The 17,029-nt window shown below is 61.2% G+C and carries 16 protein-coding genes; 11 read left to right on the forward strand and 5 right to left on the reverse strand.

Features of this window, described 5'->3' with window-relative positions; genetic code table 11:
- Nucleotides 1–4: 4 nt before the first annotated feature.
- The 3 genes from serC to B7L72_RS06355 form a co-directional block, all read right to left on the reverse strand.
- The gene (gene serC, locus B7L72_RS06345; protein ID WP_081193275.1) at nt 5–1,108 is read right to left on the reverse strand and encodes a 3-phosphoserine/phosphohydroxythreonine transaminase; all 1,104 of its coding nucleotides are present in this window, start codon (nt 1,106–1,108) and stop codon (nt 5–7) included.
- Entirely contained in the window at nt 1,092–3,791 is a 2,700-nt protein-coding gene (gyrA, locus tag B7L72_RS06350; RefSeq protein WP_081193277.1) for a DNA gyrase subunit A, read from the reverse strand. The genes serC and gyrA overlap by 17 nt, the downstream gene beginning before the upstream one ends.
- 153 nt (nt 3,792–3,944) lie before the next feature.
- Nucleotides 3,945–4,379 (reverse strand): acyl-CoA thioesterase, encoded by a 435-nt coding sequence (locus B7L72_RS06355; protein WP_016913749.1) that lies wholly within the window; start codon nt 4,377–4,379, stop codon nt 3,945–3,947.
- A 184-nt stretch (nt 4,380–4,563) separates the two neighbouring features.
- On the opposite strand from B7L72_RS06355, the gene B7L72_RS06360 reads away from it, so the two are divergent.
- The 11 genes from B7L72_RS06360 (at nt 4,564) to nth (ending at nt 15,146) form a co-directional block, all read left to right on the forward strand.
- Nucleotides 4,564–5,502 carry a recombination-associated protein RdgC gene (locus B7L72_RS06360; protein ID WP_081193279.1) on the forward strand — a complete coding sequence of 313 codons (939 nt, stop codon included), beginning with the start codon at nt 4,564–4,566 and terminating at the stop codon, nt 5,500–5,502.
- A gap of 64 nt (nt 5,503–5,566) precedes the next feature.
- Complete coding sequence (locus tag B7L72_RS06365) at nt 5,567–6,748, forward strand: 1-acyl-sn-glycerol-3-phosphate acyltransferase (RefSeq protein ID WP_081193281.1); 1,182 nt, start codon at nt 5,567–5,569, stop codon at nt 6,746–6,748.
- 132 nt (nt 6,749–6,880) lie between these two features.
- A complete protein-coding gene (locus B7L72_RS06370) occupies nt 6,881–7,162 on the forward strand; it encodes a hypothetical protein (RefSeq protein WP_039178116.1) in 282 nt (93 codons plus the stop codon).
- Nucleotides 7,163–7,246: 84 nt separating this feature from the next.
- A complete protein-coding gene (gene metG / locus B7L72_RS06375) occupies nt 7,247–9,283 on the forward strand; it encodes a methionine--tRNA ligase (RefSeq protein ID WP_081193283.1) in 2,037 nt (678 codons plus the stop codon).
- A gap of 19 nt (nt 9,284–9,302) precedes the next feature.
- Nucleotides 9,303–9,890 carry an electron transport complex subunit RsxA gene (gene rsxA / locus B7L72_RS06380; protein ID WP_016913743.1) on the forward strand — a complete coding sequence of 196 codons (588 nt, stop codon included), beginning with the start codon at nt 9,303–9,305 and terminating at the stop codon, nt 9,888–9,890.
- Nucleotides 9,890–10,471 (forward strand): electron transport complex subunit RsxB, encoded by a 582-nt coding sequence (gene rsxB / locus B7L72_RS06385; protein ID WP_081193285.1) that lies wholly within the window; start codon nt 9,890–9,892, stop codon nt 10,469–10,471. The genes rsxA and rsxB overlap by 1 nt, the downstream gene beginning before the upstream one ends.
- On the forward strand, nt 10,458–12,125 hold the full coding sequence (gene rsxC, locus B7L72_RS06390) for an electron transport complex subunit RsxC (protein ID WP_081193287.1): 1,668 nt from the start codon (nt 10,458–10,460) through the stop codon (nt 12,123–12,125). Before rsxB ends, rsxC begins: the two co-directional genes overlap by 14 nt.
- Nucleotides 12,122–13,165: an RnfABCDGE type electron transport complex subunit D gene (locus B7L72_RS06395; protein ID WP_081193289.1), complete on the forward strand. Its 1,044-nt coding sequence runs from the start codon at nt 12,122–12,124 to the stop codon at nt 13,163–13,165. Before rsxC ends, B7L72_RS06395 begins: the two co-directional genes overlap by 4 nt.
- Nucleotides 13,162–13,797, forward strand: coding sequence for an RnfABCDGE type electron transport complex subunit G (locus B7L72_RS06400; RefSeq protein ID WP_081193291.1), 636 nt, complete (start codon nt 13,162–13,164; stop codon nt 13,795–13,797). Before B7L72_RS06395 ends, B7L72_RS06400 begins: the two co-directional genes overlap by 4 nt.
- On the forward strand, nt 13,794–14,492 hold the full coding sequence (locus B7L72_RS06405) for an electron transport complex subunit E (protein ID WP_016913738.1): 699 nt from the start codon (nt 13,794–13,796) through the stop codon (nt 14,490–14,492). The genes B7L72_RS06400 and B7L72_RS06405 overlap by 4 nt, the downstream gene beginning before the upstream one ends.
- A gap of 15 nt (nt 14,493–14,507) precedes the next feature.
- The gene (gene nth / locus B7L72_RS06410; RefSeq protein WP_081193293.1) at nt 14,508–15,146 is read left to right on the forward strand and encodes an endonuclease III; all 639 of its coding nucleotides are present in this window, start codon (nt 14,508–14,510) and stop codon (nt 15,144–15,146) included.
- 87 nt (nt 15,147–15,233) lie between these two features.
- On the opposite strand, the gene B7L72_RS06415 is transcribed toward nth, so the two are convergent.
- Nucleotides 15,234–16,286, reverse strand: coding sequence for a tRNA-queuosine alpha-mannosyltransferase domain-containing protein (locus B7L72_RS06415; RefSeq protein ID WP_081193295.1), 1,053 nt, complete (start codon nt 16,284–16,286; stop codon nt 15,234–15,236).
- Nucleotides 16,286–17,029 (reverse strand): ArsA family ATPase (locus tag B7L72_RS06420; protein ID WP_081193297.1); only part of this gene is annotated, 744 nt, incomplete at its 5' end. The genes B7L72_RS06415 and B7L72_RS06420, both read right to left, overlap by 1 nt.

A 17,029-nucleotide genomic window follows, 5' to 3' on the forward strand; every position in this document is an offset into this window, starting at 1 on the left:
GGGGTTAGCCTCTTCGTTGTTCGAAATCTGCCATGAAGGCAATTAACGCATCCACCGCATCTTCCGGCACCGCGTTATACAAGCTGGCACGCATGCCACCGACGCTGCGGTGACCCTTGAGATTCAGCAGCCCGGCCTCGTCGGCCTCCTTGAGGAAGGCACCGTCCAGCCGGTCATCCGCCAGCACGAACGGCACGTTCATGCGCGACCGATTGGCTGTGGCGATAGGATTGCTGTAGAAGTCACTGCCATCGATGGCCGCGTAAAGTTTTTGCGCCTTGCGCTGGTTCATGCGGTCCATGGCGTCCAGCCCGCCAATGTCGTTTTTCAACCACTGAAACACCAGACCCGAGAGGTACCAGGCGTAGGTAGGCGGGGTATTCACCATCGAGCCTGCGTCAGCCAGCATCTGGTAGTCGAACAGCGAAGGGACGCTTGCAGGCGCCTTGCCCAGCAGATCATCGCGGACGATCACGATGGTCAATCCCGCTGGACCGATGTTCTTCTGCGCCCCGGCATAAATCACCCCGAAGTCGCTGACATCGATAGGCCCCGACAGGATATTGGAGGACATGTCGCAGACCAGGGGCACGTCGCTGCCATCGGCACGGGTGACGTCTGGCACGTAGTCGAACTCCAGCCCGCCAATGGTTTCATTGGAGGTGTAATGCAGGTAGGCCGCGTCGCTGCTGAGCGACAGGGAAGCTTCGTCAGGCACCGCCAGATACCCATTGGACTCGCTGCTGCCCGCCACATGGCAGGCAAAACCGAGCCGCTTGGCTTCGCTCAGCGCCTTCTTGCCCCAAATGCCCGTCTGGATGAAGTTGGCACTACCACCCCCACCCAGCAGGTTCATGGGGAGCATGGCAAACTGCATGCTGGCACCGCCCTGAAGAAACAGCACCTTGTACTGATCAGGGATGCCCAGCAGAGACCGCAGATCGGCTTCTGCCTGCTCGGCAATGGCAATGAACTCATCGCTGCGATGACTCATTTCCATCACCGACAAACCGCGCCCCTGATAGTCGAGCAGCTCACTGCGAGCGCGCTCCAGTACGGCAACAGGCAGGGCCGCAGGCCCTGCGCAAAAATTATAATGACGTGTCATCGGTTCCCGGTTCCTGTGCGCCATTGTCTTGTTCGTCTGGCTCGACCGCCTCGGGCGCTCCCGTATCTTCGGGCTCATCGACACGCACGGTTTTCACCAGCTGCTCTTCTTTGCCCAGGCGAATCAGCATCACGCCTTGGGTATTACGCGACGTGATCGACACTTCTTCCACCCGCGTACGCACCAGGGTGCCACGGTCGGTGATCAGCATCATTTCATCGCTGTCATACACTTGCATGGCCGCCACCAGGGCGCCGTTGCGCTCACTGGTCTGCATGGCAATCACGCCCTGCCCACCGCGACCACGCAGCGGGAACTCTTCGAGGCGCGTGCGCTTGCCATAGCCCTTCACACTGGCGGTGAGGATGTAGATCTGACCATCGCTCTGCGCCAGCTCGGCGGCATCTGCCGGGGCTTCCTGCTCGGCATCGGCATCCGCCTCGGCATCGATTTGCTGGCTCTTGGGAATGATCAGGCTGATCACTTCCGCGTCGCCCAGCAGGCGCATGCCGCGCACACCGCGAGCGGTACGGCCCATGGCGCGCACGTTGCCTTCCTCGAAACGGATCGCCTTGCCGTTGGAGGAGAGCAGCATGACGTGGTCGCTGCCCGAGGTAATCGCAGCCCCCACCAGGCGGTCGCCCTCTTCCAGATCGATGGCAATCAAGCCCACGCTGCGCGGGCGAGAGAACTGCTCGAGACTGGTGCGCTTGACGGTACCGTTGGCGGTGGCGAAGAAAATATAGTGCTCGGGGTCGTAGTCACGCACAGGCAGGATGGCGTTGACCGATTCGCCCTCTTCCAGCGGCAGCATGTTCACCAACGGCTTGCCGCGTGAACCACGGCTAGCGTTGGGCATCTCGTACACCTTCAGCCAATACACCTTGCCCCGGTTGGAGAACAGCAGCACCGTGTCATGGGTCGAGGCAACCAGCAGGTGTTCGATGACGTCCTCGTCCTTCATGGCCGTGGCGGACTTGCCGCGACCACCCCGACGCTGGGCCTGATAGTCCGAAAGCGGCTGCGTCTTGGCGTAGCCCGAACGCGACACCGTGACCACCATGTCCTCTTCGGCAATCAGGTCTTCGATGGACAGGTCCAGGTGGCTGGCCTGAATTTCCGTACGACGGTCGTCGCCGAACTGGTCGCGCACCGCATGCAGCTCTTCCCGAATCACTTCCATGAGGCGGTCGGCAGAGGCAAGAATTTCTGTGAACTCGGCAATCTTTTCGAGAATCGACAGGTACTCATCCAGCAGCTTTTCGGTTTCGAGGCCGGTCAAGCGGTGCAGACGCAGTTCCAGAATCGCCTGAGCCTGAGCAGGCGAAAGGCGATACTCGGTGGCCGAGGGGTTCAGCCCAAAGCCTTCGTCCAGGTCTTCGGGCTTGCAGGAAGTGGCTCCGGCACGCTCCAGCATGGCCGTCACCTGGCCCGGCTGCCATACCTTGTCCAGCAGCTTTTCGCGGGCTTCGGCGGCATTGGGCGATGCCTTGATCAGCTCGATGACTTCATCGATGTTCGAGATGGCGACGGCTAGGCCTTCCAGCAGATGGCCGCGCTCACGCGCTTTCTTGAGTTCGAACAGGGTACGCCGCGTGACGACTTCCCGACGATGGCGGATGAACGCCTCGAGCATCTCTTTCAGATTGAGTGTGTGCGGCTGGCCATTTTCCAGCGCCACCATGTTGATACCGAAGACGTTCTGAAGCTGGGTCTGGGCAAACAGGTTATTGACCACGACCTCGCCAGACTCACCGCGCTTGACTTCGATCACCACACGCAAGCCATCCTTGTCGGACTCGTCGCGCAGCTCGGCAATGCCCTCGATCTTTTTCTCTTTGACCAGCTCGGCGATCTTCTCGATCAACCGCGCCTTGTTCACCTGATACGGCAGTTCGGTGACGATGATGTGATCACGCCCGGTCTTGTCATCGTGTTCGATGGTGTGACAAGCACGCACGTAGATGCGTCCACGTCCGGTGCGGTAGGCATCCAGGATACCGGCACGGCCATTGATGATGCCGCCGGTGGGGAAATCTGGCCCGGGGATGTACTGCATGAGGTCATCGACGGTCAAGGTGTAGTCGTCGATCAGCGCCAGGCAGCCATCGATCACTTCCCGCATGTTATGGGGCGGAATGTTGGTGGCCATGCCCACGGCAATGCCCGAGGAGCCGTTGATCAGCAGGTTCGGCACTTTGGTGGGCAGCACTTCGGGGATACGTTCGGTGCCGTCGTAGTTATCGACCCAGTCGACGGTATCTTTTTCGAGATCCGCCAGCAGCTCGTGGGCCAGGCGCGCCATGCGCACCTCGGTGTAACGCATGGCAGCCGCGTTGTCGCCGTCGATGGAACCAAAGTTACCCTGACCATCGACCAGCACGTGACGCATGGAGAAGTGCTGTGCCATGCGAACGATGGTGTCATACACCGCACTGTCACCGTGGGGGTGGTACTTACCGATGACATCGCCGACGACACGCGCCGACTTCTTGTACGGTTTGTTCCAGTCATTCCCCAGCTCATGCATGGCAAACAGCACACGGCGATGAACCGGCTTGAGGCCGTCGCGCACATCGGGGAGCGCACGACCAATAATGACACTCATCGCATAGTCGAGGTACGACTGCTTGAGCTCGTCTTCAATATTGACGGGCAAGATTTCTCTGGCGATGTCACCCATGAAAGTCAGATCCTTTGCACTGCATTGGCACTGCGAGAGTTGAAAGCGCTTGAAAATGCCGCCTTTAGCTAACCAGCAAGGCGGCGCGCAGAGTCGCTCACATCATACCACTGCATACGCATCAAGGGCAGTCGGTGACACCTCCATTGCTATTTAAGCCAAAAAGGCCTCTTTGCCGACCTGCAGCCCCATGAGCGCTTCACGCACGTCGCCTTCGATAGTCGCCGCGCGATTTTGCTGCATGTCCAGCAGCACGAAGGTCAGATCCGCCTGGGCGACCACGCTGCCATCCTGACGCACGATGCGGTGATGGCAAAGCGCACTGCGCTCATTCACGTCGATGATGCCGGTCTGCACCGTGAGATCGTCCCCTTGCAAGGCTGCCGCACGGTAATCGATATTCAGATTCACCACGACGAACGCCCGCTTCGCCTGATGCAGCTGCTTCATCAATTGCGGGTGCTCATCGAAAAATGCCCAACGCCCCTCCTCCATGAACTCCAGGTAGCGCGCATTGTTGACGTGGCCATAGCCGTCCAGGTGGTAGCCCCGCACGCGCATGGTAACGCTGGAAATCGCTTCAGACATGACAACCTCTTTTATTGATGACAGTGATCAGCAGGCGCAGGCACCTGCCAGCGACAGGCAACATGCCCCACACAAATCAAACACAAGTTTAAAACCAGTGCAACAGCATGACGGCACACCAGAGTGCTGGCAGGAAAGGCCTGCTTTCGACATAATGTGCCACCTTTTAAACAGGATTGGTGACATGTGGTTCAAGCACCTGCATCTATATCGCCTGCACGGCGCGCCCGAGCTCGACAGCCACACCCTGGCCAACGCGCTGGATGAACACGCCGCCAAGCCATTGGGCAATGCGGATGCTCGCCGACTAGGCTGGACCGCGCCCGCAGGCCGCCTGGGCGGCGGACAGCGCCTGCACGAGATCCAGGGACATCGGCTGCTGTCGGCACTGCGCCAGGAACGTCTGCTGCCTGCCTCGGTGGTCAAGGAAGAAGTCGATGAGAAAGTCGCCGACATCGAAGCCAGCGAAGGACGCAAGGTGACGCGCAAGGAAAAGACCGCTCTCAAGGAGCAAGTCACTGAAGAGCTGATGCCCCGCGCGTTCGTGCGCAGCCAGAAAATCGACCTCTGGTGGGACACCCAGCACCAGCTGATCGGCATCAATGCCAGCTCGCGCACCCGCGCCGAAGACGTGCTGGACCTGCTGCGGGAAACGCTGGGCAGCCTCAAGGCAACGCCACTCAGCAGCCAGACGCTTCCAATACGCGCCATGACGACCTGGCTGGGCGACCCCGCCAGCCGCCCCGCCGACCTGCAACTGGGCGACCAGGTCGAGCTGAAGGCGAAAGGCGATGATGGCGTACTGCGCGCCCGACAGGTGGATCTGGATAGCGACGAAATACAGCAGCTGCTCGAAAGCGGCCGTCAGGCCAGCAAGCTGGCCATGCAGATAGAGGGCCGCTTGAGCTTCGTACTGCATGACGACCTTGCTCTGAAATCTCTGCGTTTCGGCGATGCATTGATCGAAGAGGCCGACCATGCCGATGATGGTGACGACGCTCTGGCACGCCTGGAAACCGATTTCATCTTGATGGCTCAGTCGCTGTCCGAGGACATTCGCCGTCTCATGGCGTGGCTGGGTGGTGAAGCCCAGCGGGAACCGAGTGCGCTATCTGGCACCTGATGATGGGCAACCCCATACCTTCTCGGTGAATCGTTCATTTACTTGCTGACACGTTACGGATCGCATGACTCAACACAATAACGCTCCTCACGCAGACGACACGAGTGACCCCTGGGCCGACATTCGGCCCTATATGGATCATGAGGTTCCTGAAGTTATTGCCCGGCTCTCTCGCGACACTGAGCTTCTGGACGCTTTGACCCGCTTTCGCCTGCCACGCATGGCCAAATGGGCTCCGCCCCTGGCCAGGGCACTGGCCGGTCACGCGGTGCGTCGTGAGGTCAAGGGCGTAACCAGTGTGCATGAATTTCAGATGCGCATTGCCCGTTACATGGAGCGGATGATACGCACCACCACCACTGCCTTTGACGTTTCAGGCCTGGACAAGCTCGACGAGCACAGTGCTTATCTCTTTATCGGCAACCACCGCGACATTTCACTGGACCCAGCGTTCGTCAACTATGCGCTCTACCAGGCGGGTCGTGACACCGTGCGTATCGCGATTGGCGACAACCTGCTGAAGAAGCCCTACGTCACGGACCTGATGCGTCTGAACAAGAGCTTCATCGTGCCACGCAGCGCCAGAGGAAAACGTGCCATGCTGGCCGCCTACCAGCAGCTGTCCGGTTACATTCGCCACTCGATCACCGACGACAACCACTCCATCTGGATGGCCCAGCGGGAAGGTCGCGCCAAGAACGGCATCGACCGTACCGACCCCGCCATCATCAAGATGCTGATCATGGCCAAACGGCTTGCCGAGCGCGACATCGTCTTTGGTGAAGCAGTAGCGGAACTCAAGCTGGTGCCTGTATCCATCAGCTATGAATACGACCCTTGTGATGTGCAAAAAGCCCAGGAGCTGCACGACATCGCTACCTACGGTCGCTATGCCAAAAGCGAATTCGAAGACATTCGCTCCATCGTCTCCGGCATCACCGGCTCCAAAGGTCGCGTTCAGCTGCGCTTTGGCAGCCCGGTAGGCTCGGACATGGAGACCCCTGATGAAGTCGCCGCCGAGATCGACCGTCAGGTCATCGGTGGCTATCGGCTGTTCCCGAGCCACTACCTGGCCCTGGAAGCGCTGGGCGAAGCACCCGAGCTGGTGGCCCGCAAGTCGATCACCCGCCAGGACCGCGAACGCTTCAAGGCGCGGCTTGCCGAGGTTCCGGAAGCACTGCGACCCTATTGGCTGGAGCAGTATGCCAACCCCGTCAAGCACAAGGCTGGCAGGCTGAGCCTGTAATCCGGTTGCTCATCGATCGTGTTGGGCAGGTCATGTGACTTTGCATGCTCAACATGCAAAAAAGTGCTATGGTCAAGGCATTCATTGGTCTCGCCAGGGCACCTGCCCTGGCGTGGTCTTAAGGAGACTCCCATGTCCGCATCAGAAATCCAAAAAACTCGTATTATCAACGAACTGCGTGGATTCATTCGCAAGCTTCTTCAGGATCCCAAAATCCTCGAACAGTCGCTGACCATCGCCCGTCAGCAGCTGTCGGAAGGAAGCAGCCCCGCCATCATGGCGCGCATTGCCAATGAAATTTCCGACACCACCAGCGTGCACATCCCTGAAGACCCTGCCGAGCACTCCGATGCCGACAAGCTGTTTCTGGAACTGCTGCGCGAAGTGGTTCAGGAAGAGCAGGCACTGTACTAGTTGTCGCTGACTGCATGCCAGGTGGCGACACACGTTTATCTCACTCCATTTATTTGTTTTGCCAAGACGGAATCAACCTTCACCATGTCCAACACTGCTCCACGCAACATTCTGGTGACCAGCGCACTGCCCTATGCCAACGGTGCCATCCACCTGGGTCATCTGCTTGAGTACATCCAGACCGACATCTGGGTACGTTTTCAGAAAAGCCGTGGCCAGCAGTGCTACTACGTATGCGCCGACGACGCCCATGGCACGGCCATCATGTTGCGAGCCGAGCAGGAAGGCATCTCCCCGGAAGCGCTGATCGAAAGAGTCTCTCAGGACCATCAGCAAGACTTTGCTCGCTTTGGCGTGGGCTTTGACAACTACCACTCCACCCACTCCGAAGAGAACCGTCACTACAGCGAGCTGATCTACAAACGCCTGCGCGACAAGGGCCATATTGCGACCCGCGACATCGAGCAGATGTACGACCCCCAGAAAGGCCTGTTCCTGGCGGATCGGTTCATCAAGGGGACCTGCCCCAAATGCCATGCTGACGATCAGTACGGGGATAACTGCGAGAAGTGCGGCGCTACTTATACCCCTGCCGACTTGATCAATCCGGTGTCCGCCATTTCCGGCGCCACGCCCGAGGTGCGTAGCTCGACCCACTACTTCTTCAAGCTGCCGGACTTCGCCGAGTTCTTGCAACAGTGGATCAACGACGGTCACGTTCAGCCCCAGATTCGCAACAAGCTGATGGAGTGGTTCGAATCCGGCTTCAATGAGTGGGACATTTCCCGGGACGCGCCCTATTTTGGCTTTGAGATCCCGGATGCGCCCGGCAAATATTTCTACGTCTGGCTGGATGCCCCCATCGGCTACCTGGCCAGCTTCAAGAACCTGTGTGACCGCCAAGGCATCGACTTCGACAGCTTCTGGCAGCCGAACTCCAACGCGGAGGTCTACCATTTCATCGGCAAGGATATCGTCTACTTCCACGCCCTGTTCTGGCCGGCCATGCTCCATGGGGCAGAGTTCCGTACGCCCACGGCGGTCAACTGTCACGGCTTCCTGACCGTGGATGGTGCCAAGATGTCCAAGTCCCGTGGCACCTTCATCAAGGCTGCCACCTATGCCGAGCACCTCAACCCCGAGTATCTGCGCTACTACTTTGCCGCCAAGCTGACCTCCAAGGTCGACGACCTCGACCTGAACCTCGACGACTTTGCCGCGCGCGTGAACTCGGATCTGGTCGGCAAGGTCGTGAACATCGCCAGCCGCTGTGCAGGCTTCGTCAAAAAGCTCGGCGGCGGAACGCTCTCCGAACATTGCGCTGAACCGGCCATGGTTGCCCGCTTCATCTCGGCCGGTGAGGATATCGCTGCCGATTTCGAAGCGCGGGAATTCAGCCGCGCCATGCGCAAGATCATGGAGCTGGCCGATGAAGCCAATACCTACATCGCTGACAAAGCGCCCTGGGCACTGGCCAAGCAGAACGGACGCGAACAGGAAGTGCTGGAAATCTGCTCGGTGGGCATCAACCTGTTCCGCCAGCTGATGGTCTATCTGGCGCCGGTGGTGCCGAGCATGGCGGAGCAAGCCCGCGAGTTTCTGGCGCTGGATACCCTCGATTGGGAAAGCCGCCAGAGCGTACTGGTGAACCACGCCATCAACAAATTCAAACCGCTGATGACCCGGGTAGAGCGAGACAGGATCGACGCCATGATCGACGCTTCCAAGGAGGATCTAGTGGAAGAGCAGAAACTCAAGAACACCCCTAAAGGCCCACTGGCCGAGGATCCCATCGCCGCCGAGATCAGCTTCGATGATTTCGCTAAAGTCGACCTGCGGATTGCGCGTATCGCCAAGGCAAAGTACGTGGAAGGCGCAGACAAGCTGCTGCAGCTGACACTCGACCTGGGCGGCGAGACCCGCAACGTCTTTTCCGGCATTCGCTCGGCCTATTCTCCAGAAGCGCTGGAAGGACGACTGACCGTCATGGTCGCCAACCTGGCCCCGAGAAAAATGCGCTTCGGCCTGTCAGAGGGTATGGTGCTGGCGTCCGCCAATAACGACGGTATCTATCTGCTCTCCCCGGACTCCGGCGCTGAGCCCGGTCAGCGGGTAACCTGACCAGCGCGACTTAGCCGCCATGAACGAACTGTTTGTCATCCTGATCAGCACCGCGCTGGTCAATAATTTCGTGTTGGTCCAGTTTCTTGGCTTATGCCCTTTCATGGGGGTCTCCAACAAGCTGGAGTCGGCCATGGGCATGTCGCTGGCCACCACCTTCGTGCTTACCCTGGCCTCCGCGGCCAGCTACGTGGTGTACCACGGCCTGCTGGTACCGCTGGACATTACCTACCTGCGAACGATCAGTTTTATCGTGGTCATTGCTGCCGTCGTACAGTTCACCGAGATCATGGTGCGCCAGCTGAGCCCGTTGCTGCATCAAGTGCTGGGTATTTTCCTGCCCCTGATCACCACCAACTGCGCCGTACTCGGAGTGGCGCTGCTGTCGCTCAACCGCGAACTGAGCTTCTTCCACACCACCCTCTATGGCCTGGGCGCGGCAGCAGGTTTCTCGCTGGTGCTGGTGCTGTTCGCCGCCATGCGTGAACGGCTGGCCGGTGCCGATATACCAAAGCCGTTCCAGGGCGCCGCCATTGCCATGGTGACCGCCAGCCTGATGTCGCTGGCGTTTCTGGGCTTTTCCGGCCTGGTGCAGGGGGCATCGTGATGGGCGAATCATTGTCATGGTGGGGGGTCGCCAGCGCCGTGGGCGCATTGACCACTCTGGGCCTGCTGTTCGGGGCGCTGCTGGGTTTGGCCAGCGTGCGCTTCAAGGGGGATGAAAATCCCCTGGTGGAGCAGATCGATGCGCTACTGCCACAAACCCAGTGTGGCCAGTGCGGCTACCCCGGCTGCCGCCCTTACGCCGAAGCGATCAACCAGGGCGATGCCATCAACAAGTGCCCGCCAGGCGGTGACGCCACGGTAGTGGCCCTGGCCGAGCTGCTGGGTCGCGAGCCAGCGCCCCTGGATGGCGAAGCCCCCAGCGAAGATCGCGTGGCCTTCATCCGCGAAGCCGAGTGCATTGGCTGCACCAAATGCATTCAGGCCTGCCCGGTGGATGCCATCATCGGCGCGGCCAAACAGATGCACACGGTCATCGAAGACGAATGTACCGGCTGCGATTTATGCGTCGCCCCTTGCCCGGTGGACTGCATCGACATGCTGCCACGGCGCAAGCCGTTGAGTCAGTGGGAGCCCATTATCAGCGACCGCGCAACGCCAGGGAGTGCTCATGTCCCGTCATGATTTTCCCGGCGGCATTTATCCGCCCGAGCGCAAGCGGCGCTCACTCACCGCGCCGCTGAGGGCGGCCCCGCTGCCTGCTCGAGTGGTGTTGCCCCTCGATCAGCATGTCGGCAAACCCGCCCTGCCCTGCGTGGCCGCAGGCGAGCGCGTGAAGGTGGGCACTGTGGTGGCCCGCAAAGGTGGACTGGTATCGGCCAATGTGCATGCCAGCCTGAGCGGCACCGTGCGTGAGGTCAGCCCTCAGTCGGTGACGATCGTAGGCGATGGCGACGATGAGTGGCAGCGGCTGGCGCCGCTCGACTGGCGGCGGGCGGAACCTTCAGCGCTGGTGTCGCGCTTGGACGACAGCGGCCTGGCAGGGCTGGGCGGGGCTGGCTTTCCGACTCACGTCAAAGCGCAGGTCAGTCTGCAGCACCCCATCGATACGCTGGTGGTCAATGCCGCCGAATGCGAGCCCTACATCACCGCCGACGACATGACGCTGCGCCACTATGCCGCCCAAGTGCTGGAAGGCGCGGCAATTTTGGCCACCCTGTGTGCCGCGTCGCGTATCGTCGTGGGTATCGAGGATAACAAGCCCGAGGCACGGCAAGCCCTGCAGGCGGCGCTGCCCCAGGTGCCATCACCGCTTCCGGTGACGCTCGAGGTGATCGAAACCCGCTACCCCAGCGGGGGCGAGCGACAGCTGATCAAAAAGCTGCTGGGCAGAGACGTGCCCAGCGGCGGCCTGCCAGCGGATGTAGGCGTTCTGTGTCACAACCCGGGGACGCTATTGGCGGCCCAGCAGGCCATCTGTGAGGGCACACCGCTGGTCGAGCGCATCGTCACCCTGACAGGCGAGGCCATCGAACGGCCAGGCAACTACTGGGTACGTCTGGGCACCCCGATAGAGGGTCTGCTTCAGCAGGCTGGGCTGGCGCCGGATGCCCTGCATCAAGTGGTGGTAGGTGGGCCCATGATGGGGAGAGCGCTGGCATCGCTGGACGTTCCCGTCATCAAAACCACCAACTGCCTGATTGCCGCCACGCGCCAGGAACTGCCCCCGGCGCCAGACGCTTCCCCCTGTATTCGCTGCGGTGCCTGCGAAACCGTCTGCCCAGTGCAGCTACTGCCCCAGCAGCTGCATTGGCACGCGCAAAGTGGCCATGACGCGGCCCTGGAAAAACAGCACCTGTTCGACTGCATCGAATGCGGCGCCTGCAGTTTCGTATGCCCCAGCCATATCCCGCTGGTGGCGGAATACCGCACGGCCAAGCAACGGATCCGTTTGAAACGCATCGAAACCGCCAAGGCAGAGCACGCGCGCCACCGCTTCGAGTTCCGCCAGGCCAGGCTGGCCCGGGAAGAGGCGGAGAAGCAGGCTCGCCGCCAGGCGCGGCTTGCCCAGCAGCGTCAGCCGTCGTCATCGGGTGTCGAGCCCCGCACCACAGAGCTGCCAGCCGTTGACCTGCGCAGCTTGCGCATCGCACAGACCGCGGCCAGGGCGGCGGTCAAAAAAGCCGAGAAGGCGCTGGCACGCGCCGTGGCAGAAGACCCTCAACAATCCCAGGAGGACCTGGAGATGCAGCTGGCCACTGCCCAGGAAAACCTGCTCGCCGCGGACGCCCGACTGGCCGATGCCAGAGCCCGCGAACGGGAGCAAACGACACCATGAGCATGCTCCAGGCCTCGACGCTGGGCCTTGCCCCCTCCTCGGCATCGATCATGCGCTGGGTCATCCTGGCAACCCTGCCGGGGCTACTGGCCATGACCTTCTATTTTGGGCTGGGGGTGCTGACCAACGTGGCAGTGGCCGCCGGCGTTGCCATGCTGGCAGAGGCCGCCATACTCGCCCTGCGCCGTCGCCGCGTGGTTGCTACCTTGACCGACGGCAGTGCCCTGCTGACGGGCGTTCTGCTGGGCGCCTCGCTGCCCCCCGGTAGCCCCTGGTGGCTGCTGGCGGTAGGGGCCATCGCCGCGGTGGTGGTCGCCAAGCAGCTGTATGGAGGGCTGGGGCACAACCCCTTCAATCCGGCCATGGTGGGTTACGCCCTGCTGCTGGTATCGTTTCCAACCTACATGACGCTGTGGCCAGTGCCGCACCAGGCAGGTTCGATGGCGACACTCTGGGCCCAGGTCAGCGGCACCCTCTCCGCTGCCGAGCTGGACGCGCTGAGTGGCGCCACGCCATTGGATGCCTTCAAGCATAAAGGACTGACAGGGGCAGATGAGTTCTGGGCGGCGGCTGCGCTGGAAGACACGGTACAGGCCTGGCGCATGATCGCGCTGGCGTGGCTGGCAGGCGGGTTACTGCTGTTGTTCAAACGAGTGATCAGTTGGCATATTCCGGTTGCCATGCTGGGTAGCATGGCACTGGTAGCGGCACTGCTCTACGGCCTGGACAGCGACCACTACGCCTCTCCGCTGTTTCATCTGACCATGGGGGCTGCCCTGTTTGGTGCCTTCTTCATTGCCACGGACCCGGTGTCGGCGGCGACCAGTCGGCGCGGCAAGCTATTGTTCGGCATCGGCATTGGGGTGTTGGTCATGATCATCCGCACCTTCGGCGGCTATCCGGATGCCGTCGCCTTTGCCGTACTGCTGATGAACCTGTGTGTGCCGCTGCTGGATCTTTATAGCGCTCCTGTTCCTACAGGGCATCGTCCCACAGAGCGTCGTCCCACAGGGCACCGCCCCCCGACGAGGCGCCCATGACACTCTATCAAGCCATGTGGCGTGGGGCGCTGGCGCTGGGCACCTTTGCGCTGGTAACGGCAGGCAGCGTGGCATTGACTCGGACGTTGACCGCCGAACGCATCGAACAGCACCAGTTGGCCTATCAATATCGCCAGCTGCAGGCAGTGCTGCCAGCTTCGTTGGTCACGGACTCACAGGCATCGCTGCTGGAAGACACCTTCGAGCTGCCGGAGCCCGAACGGCTGGGCCACCGCACGCCCACACACGGCTGGTATGTTCACCACGCAGACGAAGCTGCCGTCGTCCTGCCGGTGATCACCCACCAGGGCTACAGCGGAGCCATTCACCTGCTGGTGGGGATTGACCATGAGGGCCGTATCAGCGGCGTTCGGGTCACTCGGCACCAGGAAACGCCAGGGCTAGGCGATGCCATCGAACGCCAGCGCAGCGACTGGATCACTCGCTTCGATGGCCTGGCACGCCACAGTCTGCCCCCCGAAAGCTGGGCGGTGCGACAACAGGGCGGCGCGTTCGATGGTTTCACCGGGGCCACCATCACCCCAAGCGCGGTCATCGATGCCGTTCACGATGCCCTGCGCTATGCCCATGAGGCCCGCTTGCCTATCACCATCGAGGAGCCCGAGACATGACGCCATGGCAACAGCTGACCCAGGAAGGGCTCTGGCGCAACAACCCTGCCCTGGTGCAACTACTGGGGCTCTGCCCGCTGCTGGCCGTGAGCGCCAGCGTGGTCAACGCACTGGGGCTGGCGCTGGCCACCCTGCTGGTCATGGTCGGGGCGAGTACGACCATCTCGTTGATTCGCCATCAGGTGCCCAGCGCGGTGCGGCTACCCGCCTTCGTGATGATCATTGCCGCCTTCGTGACCTGCGCCGAGCTGTTGATGGCTGCCTTTGCCTATTCGCTCTATCAAACTCTGGGCATTTTCATCCCCTTGATCGTGACCAACTGCGCCATCCTGGGACGCGCCGATGCGTTTGCCTCGCGCCAGCCGGTGCTGCCTGCCGCTCTGGACGGGTTCATGATGGGGCTCGGGTTCGGCTGGGTGCTGGTCTTGCTGGGAGCGATCAGAGAGCTGCTGGGCCAGGGGACGCTGTTCCATAACATGCATCTGCTGCTGGGCCCCAGGGCCGCCGAGTGGCAGATAACGGTGATGGACGACTATCAGTTTCTGTTTTTCATGTTGCCGCCAGGGGCCTTTTTCGTTGCGGGCCTGCTGATCGCGCTCAAGAATGTCCTCGACCAGCGCCAGCGCCGTGCACAGCCCGCCCCTACCCACGAGCGCAGCGAACGCCGCGTCCGGGTCACTGGCATCATCAAATAGTCTGGAGAAACGTTCATGAATGCCCAGAAACGACAGGAGATTTTTGCCCGCCTGCAGGCGGAAAATCCGCACCCCACCACCGAGCTGAACTGGAGCACCCCCTTCGAGCTGCTGGCTGCGGTGCTGCTCTCGGCACAGGCCACCGACGTGGGCGTCAACAAAGCCACCGACCGACTGTTTCCGGTGGCCAATACCCCCGAAGCGATCATCGCGCTGGGCATCGAGGGACTCAAGGAGTACATCAAGACCATCGGCCTGTTCAACACCAAGGCTGAAAACCTGATGAAGACCTGCCATATTCTGGTGAACCAGCATGGTAGCAACGTACCGCAAACCCGCCAGGCGCTGGAAGCCTTGCCGGGTGTCGGGCGCAAGACCGCCAACGTCATTCTCAATACCGCCTTTGGGCAGCCCACTATCGCCGTGGACACGCATATCTTCCGAGTCTCCAACCGAACGGGCATCGCCAAGGGCAAGGACGTGGTCGAAGTGGAGCAGAAGCTGTTGCGCCATGTACCCAAGGCTTTCAAGCAGGACGCCCATCACTGGCTGATCCTGCATGGCCGCTATACCTGTATCGCTCGCAAGCCACGCTGCGGTAGCTGTATCATCGAGGATCTTTGCGACTATAAAGACAAAACCGAGCTGACCTGAACGTTTGGGCCGCCCCAGGGAGCTGCCCAGCAAGATACGACCTCACACGGCCGTGGTGCACTGGCCTACCAGGCGCCTGGACCTGCTTCAGTCCAACAACTGACGATACGCCTCACGCCACTGGGGCCACTCCCAGGGCGACGTATCCAGCCGATCAGGGGCAGCCACTTTGCCTTGGAGCCACGCGGCAAGGCGCTGATAGAGCCCCTCCCGTGTCCCATCGTAACGGTAGGCATCAGGATAGAGTTCCGGAAAACAGAGCCTGTCCGGCACCAGCGGCCACGCACCACGCTGGGCAGCCTCCATGATGGCCAGCCCCTGAAACTCATGCCAGGTGGTCGACACGACGATGCCGCCGCCGTTCAACAGCGCCTGATACTGCTCCTCTGGCTGAGGCCCCCAACAGACGAGATGCTGCGCCAGCCGCACCTGCGCCTCGGCAAAGATGGCGGGCTCGTCACGAAACCGTTGGCCCATGACGGCAAGCTCGAAAGGCACGCCCTCCTCACTCAGCCTGAACAACACCGCAAAGAAGTCCTCAGGGTTCTTGTCGTACTCCCAACGGTGGTTCCAGACGATGCGCCGTGGTGGCGGTGCAACGTCGGGCCCCTGCGCCAGCGGCTGCAAGGGCACCGGCAGCACGTTTGCCGAACGCCTCAGCCGCTCCAGCGGCGCGGCGGCCGGCAGGTTCTCGGGCATTTTTTTCAGAAATTGCCTGACGCCCGTAAAAAAGGAGTCGCGGTTATAGGCGGTGTTGAATACCAGGGTATCCGCCGCCAGGGCCGCATAGAGATTGACCATTTTGGCTTCGACCTGGGGCACCTGCTCGCTGGACTCCGGGTAGGCAAACTGGTTCTCGTGGAAATAGACGATCTTGCGGGCCTGGCCCAGGTGCGGAAACAGCCCGACCAGCGTAGCCATGTCTACCATGGAGGTGGCCAGCACCACATCGAAGCGCTGGCTGAGGGTAGCGTATTCCTTCAACCACCAGCTCAGCGGATTACCGCGTATGCGCCAGGCAAAATGGCGCGGTGGCAAGCTCAGCAATGTCCATTCCACATCCGTCAGTTCAGCCATCAAACTGTTTGCCCAGTAACGATGGCTGACCGCCTCGTAGGCGGAAAGCAGCAATACCCGCATTAAAATCCTTGCTGTTCAAGCTGGGCAGCCAACTGCTCCAGCACCTCAATACCTTGTACATCCGTCGGCAGCCAGGGTAGCACGGGGCGCGGCAGGTGGCGAAAATGTTGTTCGATGCGCGCCAGATAAGTGGCCTCCTGCTGCCGCCTGGCTGCCAGGAACTCGCCGTCGGCGTCTGCGGGAATCACCCGATTGATGAGCACCCCCGCCACCGGGATACGCACCTCTTCCAGTGCTTTCACCGCACGATCGGTTTCCAGGATCGGCAGCCGCTCGGGGGTCATGACGAACAAGAAGCTGCACGCGTTTTCATCCTCGATACGTCGTCGTGCCTGGTGAAACAGGCGGCGGCGCTCGATCAGCGTGCTGGCCACATCGCGGGTGCGTTCATCCAGGTCTTCCAGCGGGTCCTGGGTGGGGTCGTCAAAGGGCGTCGTCACGTCCCTGCCTCGCTTGGGGGTCAGATGCTCCAGCACCTTGCCCAACTCGGCGGATTTGCGGTTATGGGCCAGCAGCCCGTCGGTCCACGCGGCCATGGCCTCGGGCAGAGTCAATAGCCTTAGGGTATGCCCCGTGGGCGCCGTATCGAAAATGATCACGTCATAGGGGGCCTCATCGTCCACCATCAGACGAGCCAACCGCTCCAGCAAGGCGGCCTCCTGAGTGCCGGGAGACTGACGTGTCAGGCGCATCTGCCGCTCCAGCTCCTGCATCATTTCTGGCGCTGCTTGACGTCCTCCCGC

Origin of the sequence: Halomonas sp. BC1 (assembly GCF_002078135.1) — a bacterium.
In the GTDB taxonomy this organism is placed as follows: domain Bacteria; phylum Pseudomonadota; class Gammaproteobacteria; order Pseudomonadales; family Halomonadaceae; genus Vreelandella; species Vreelandella stevensii.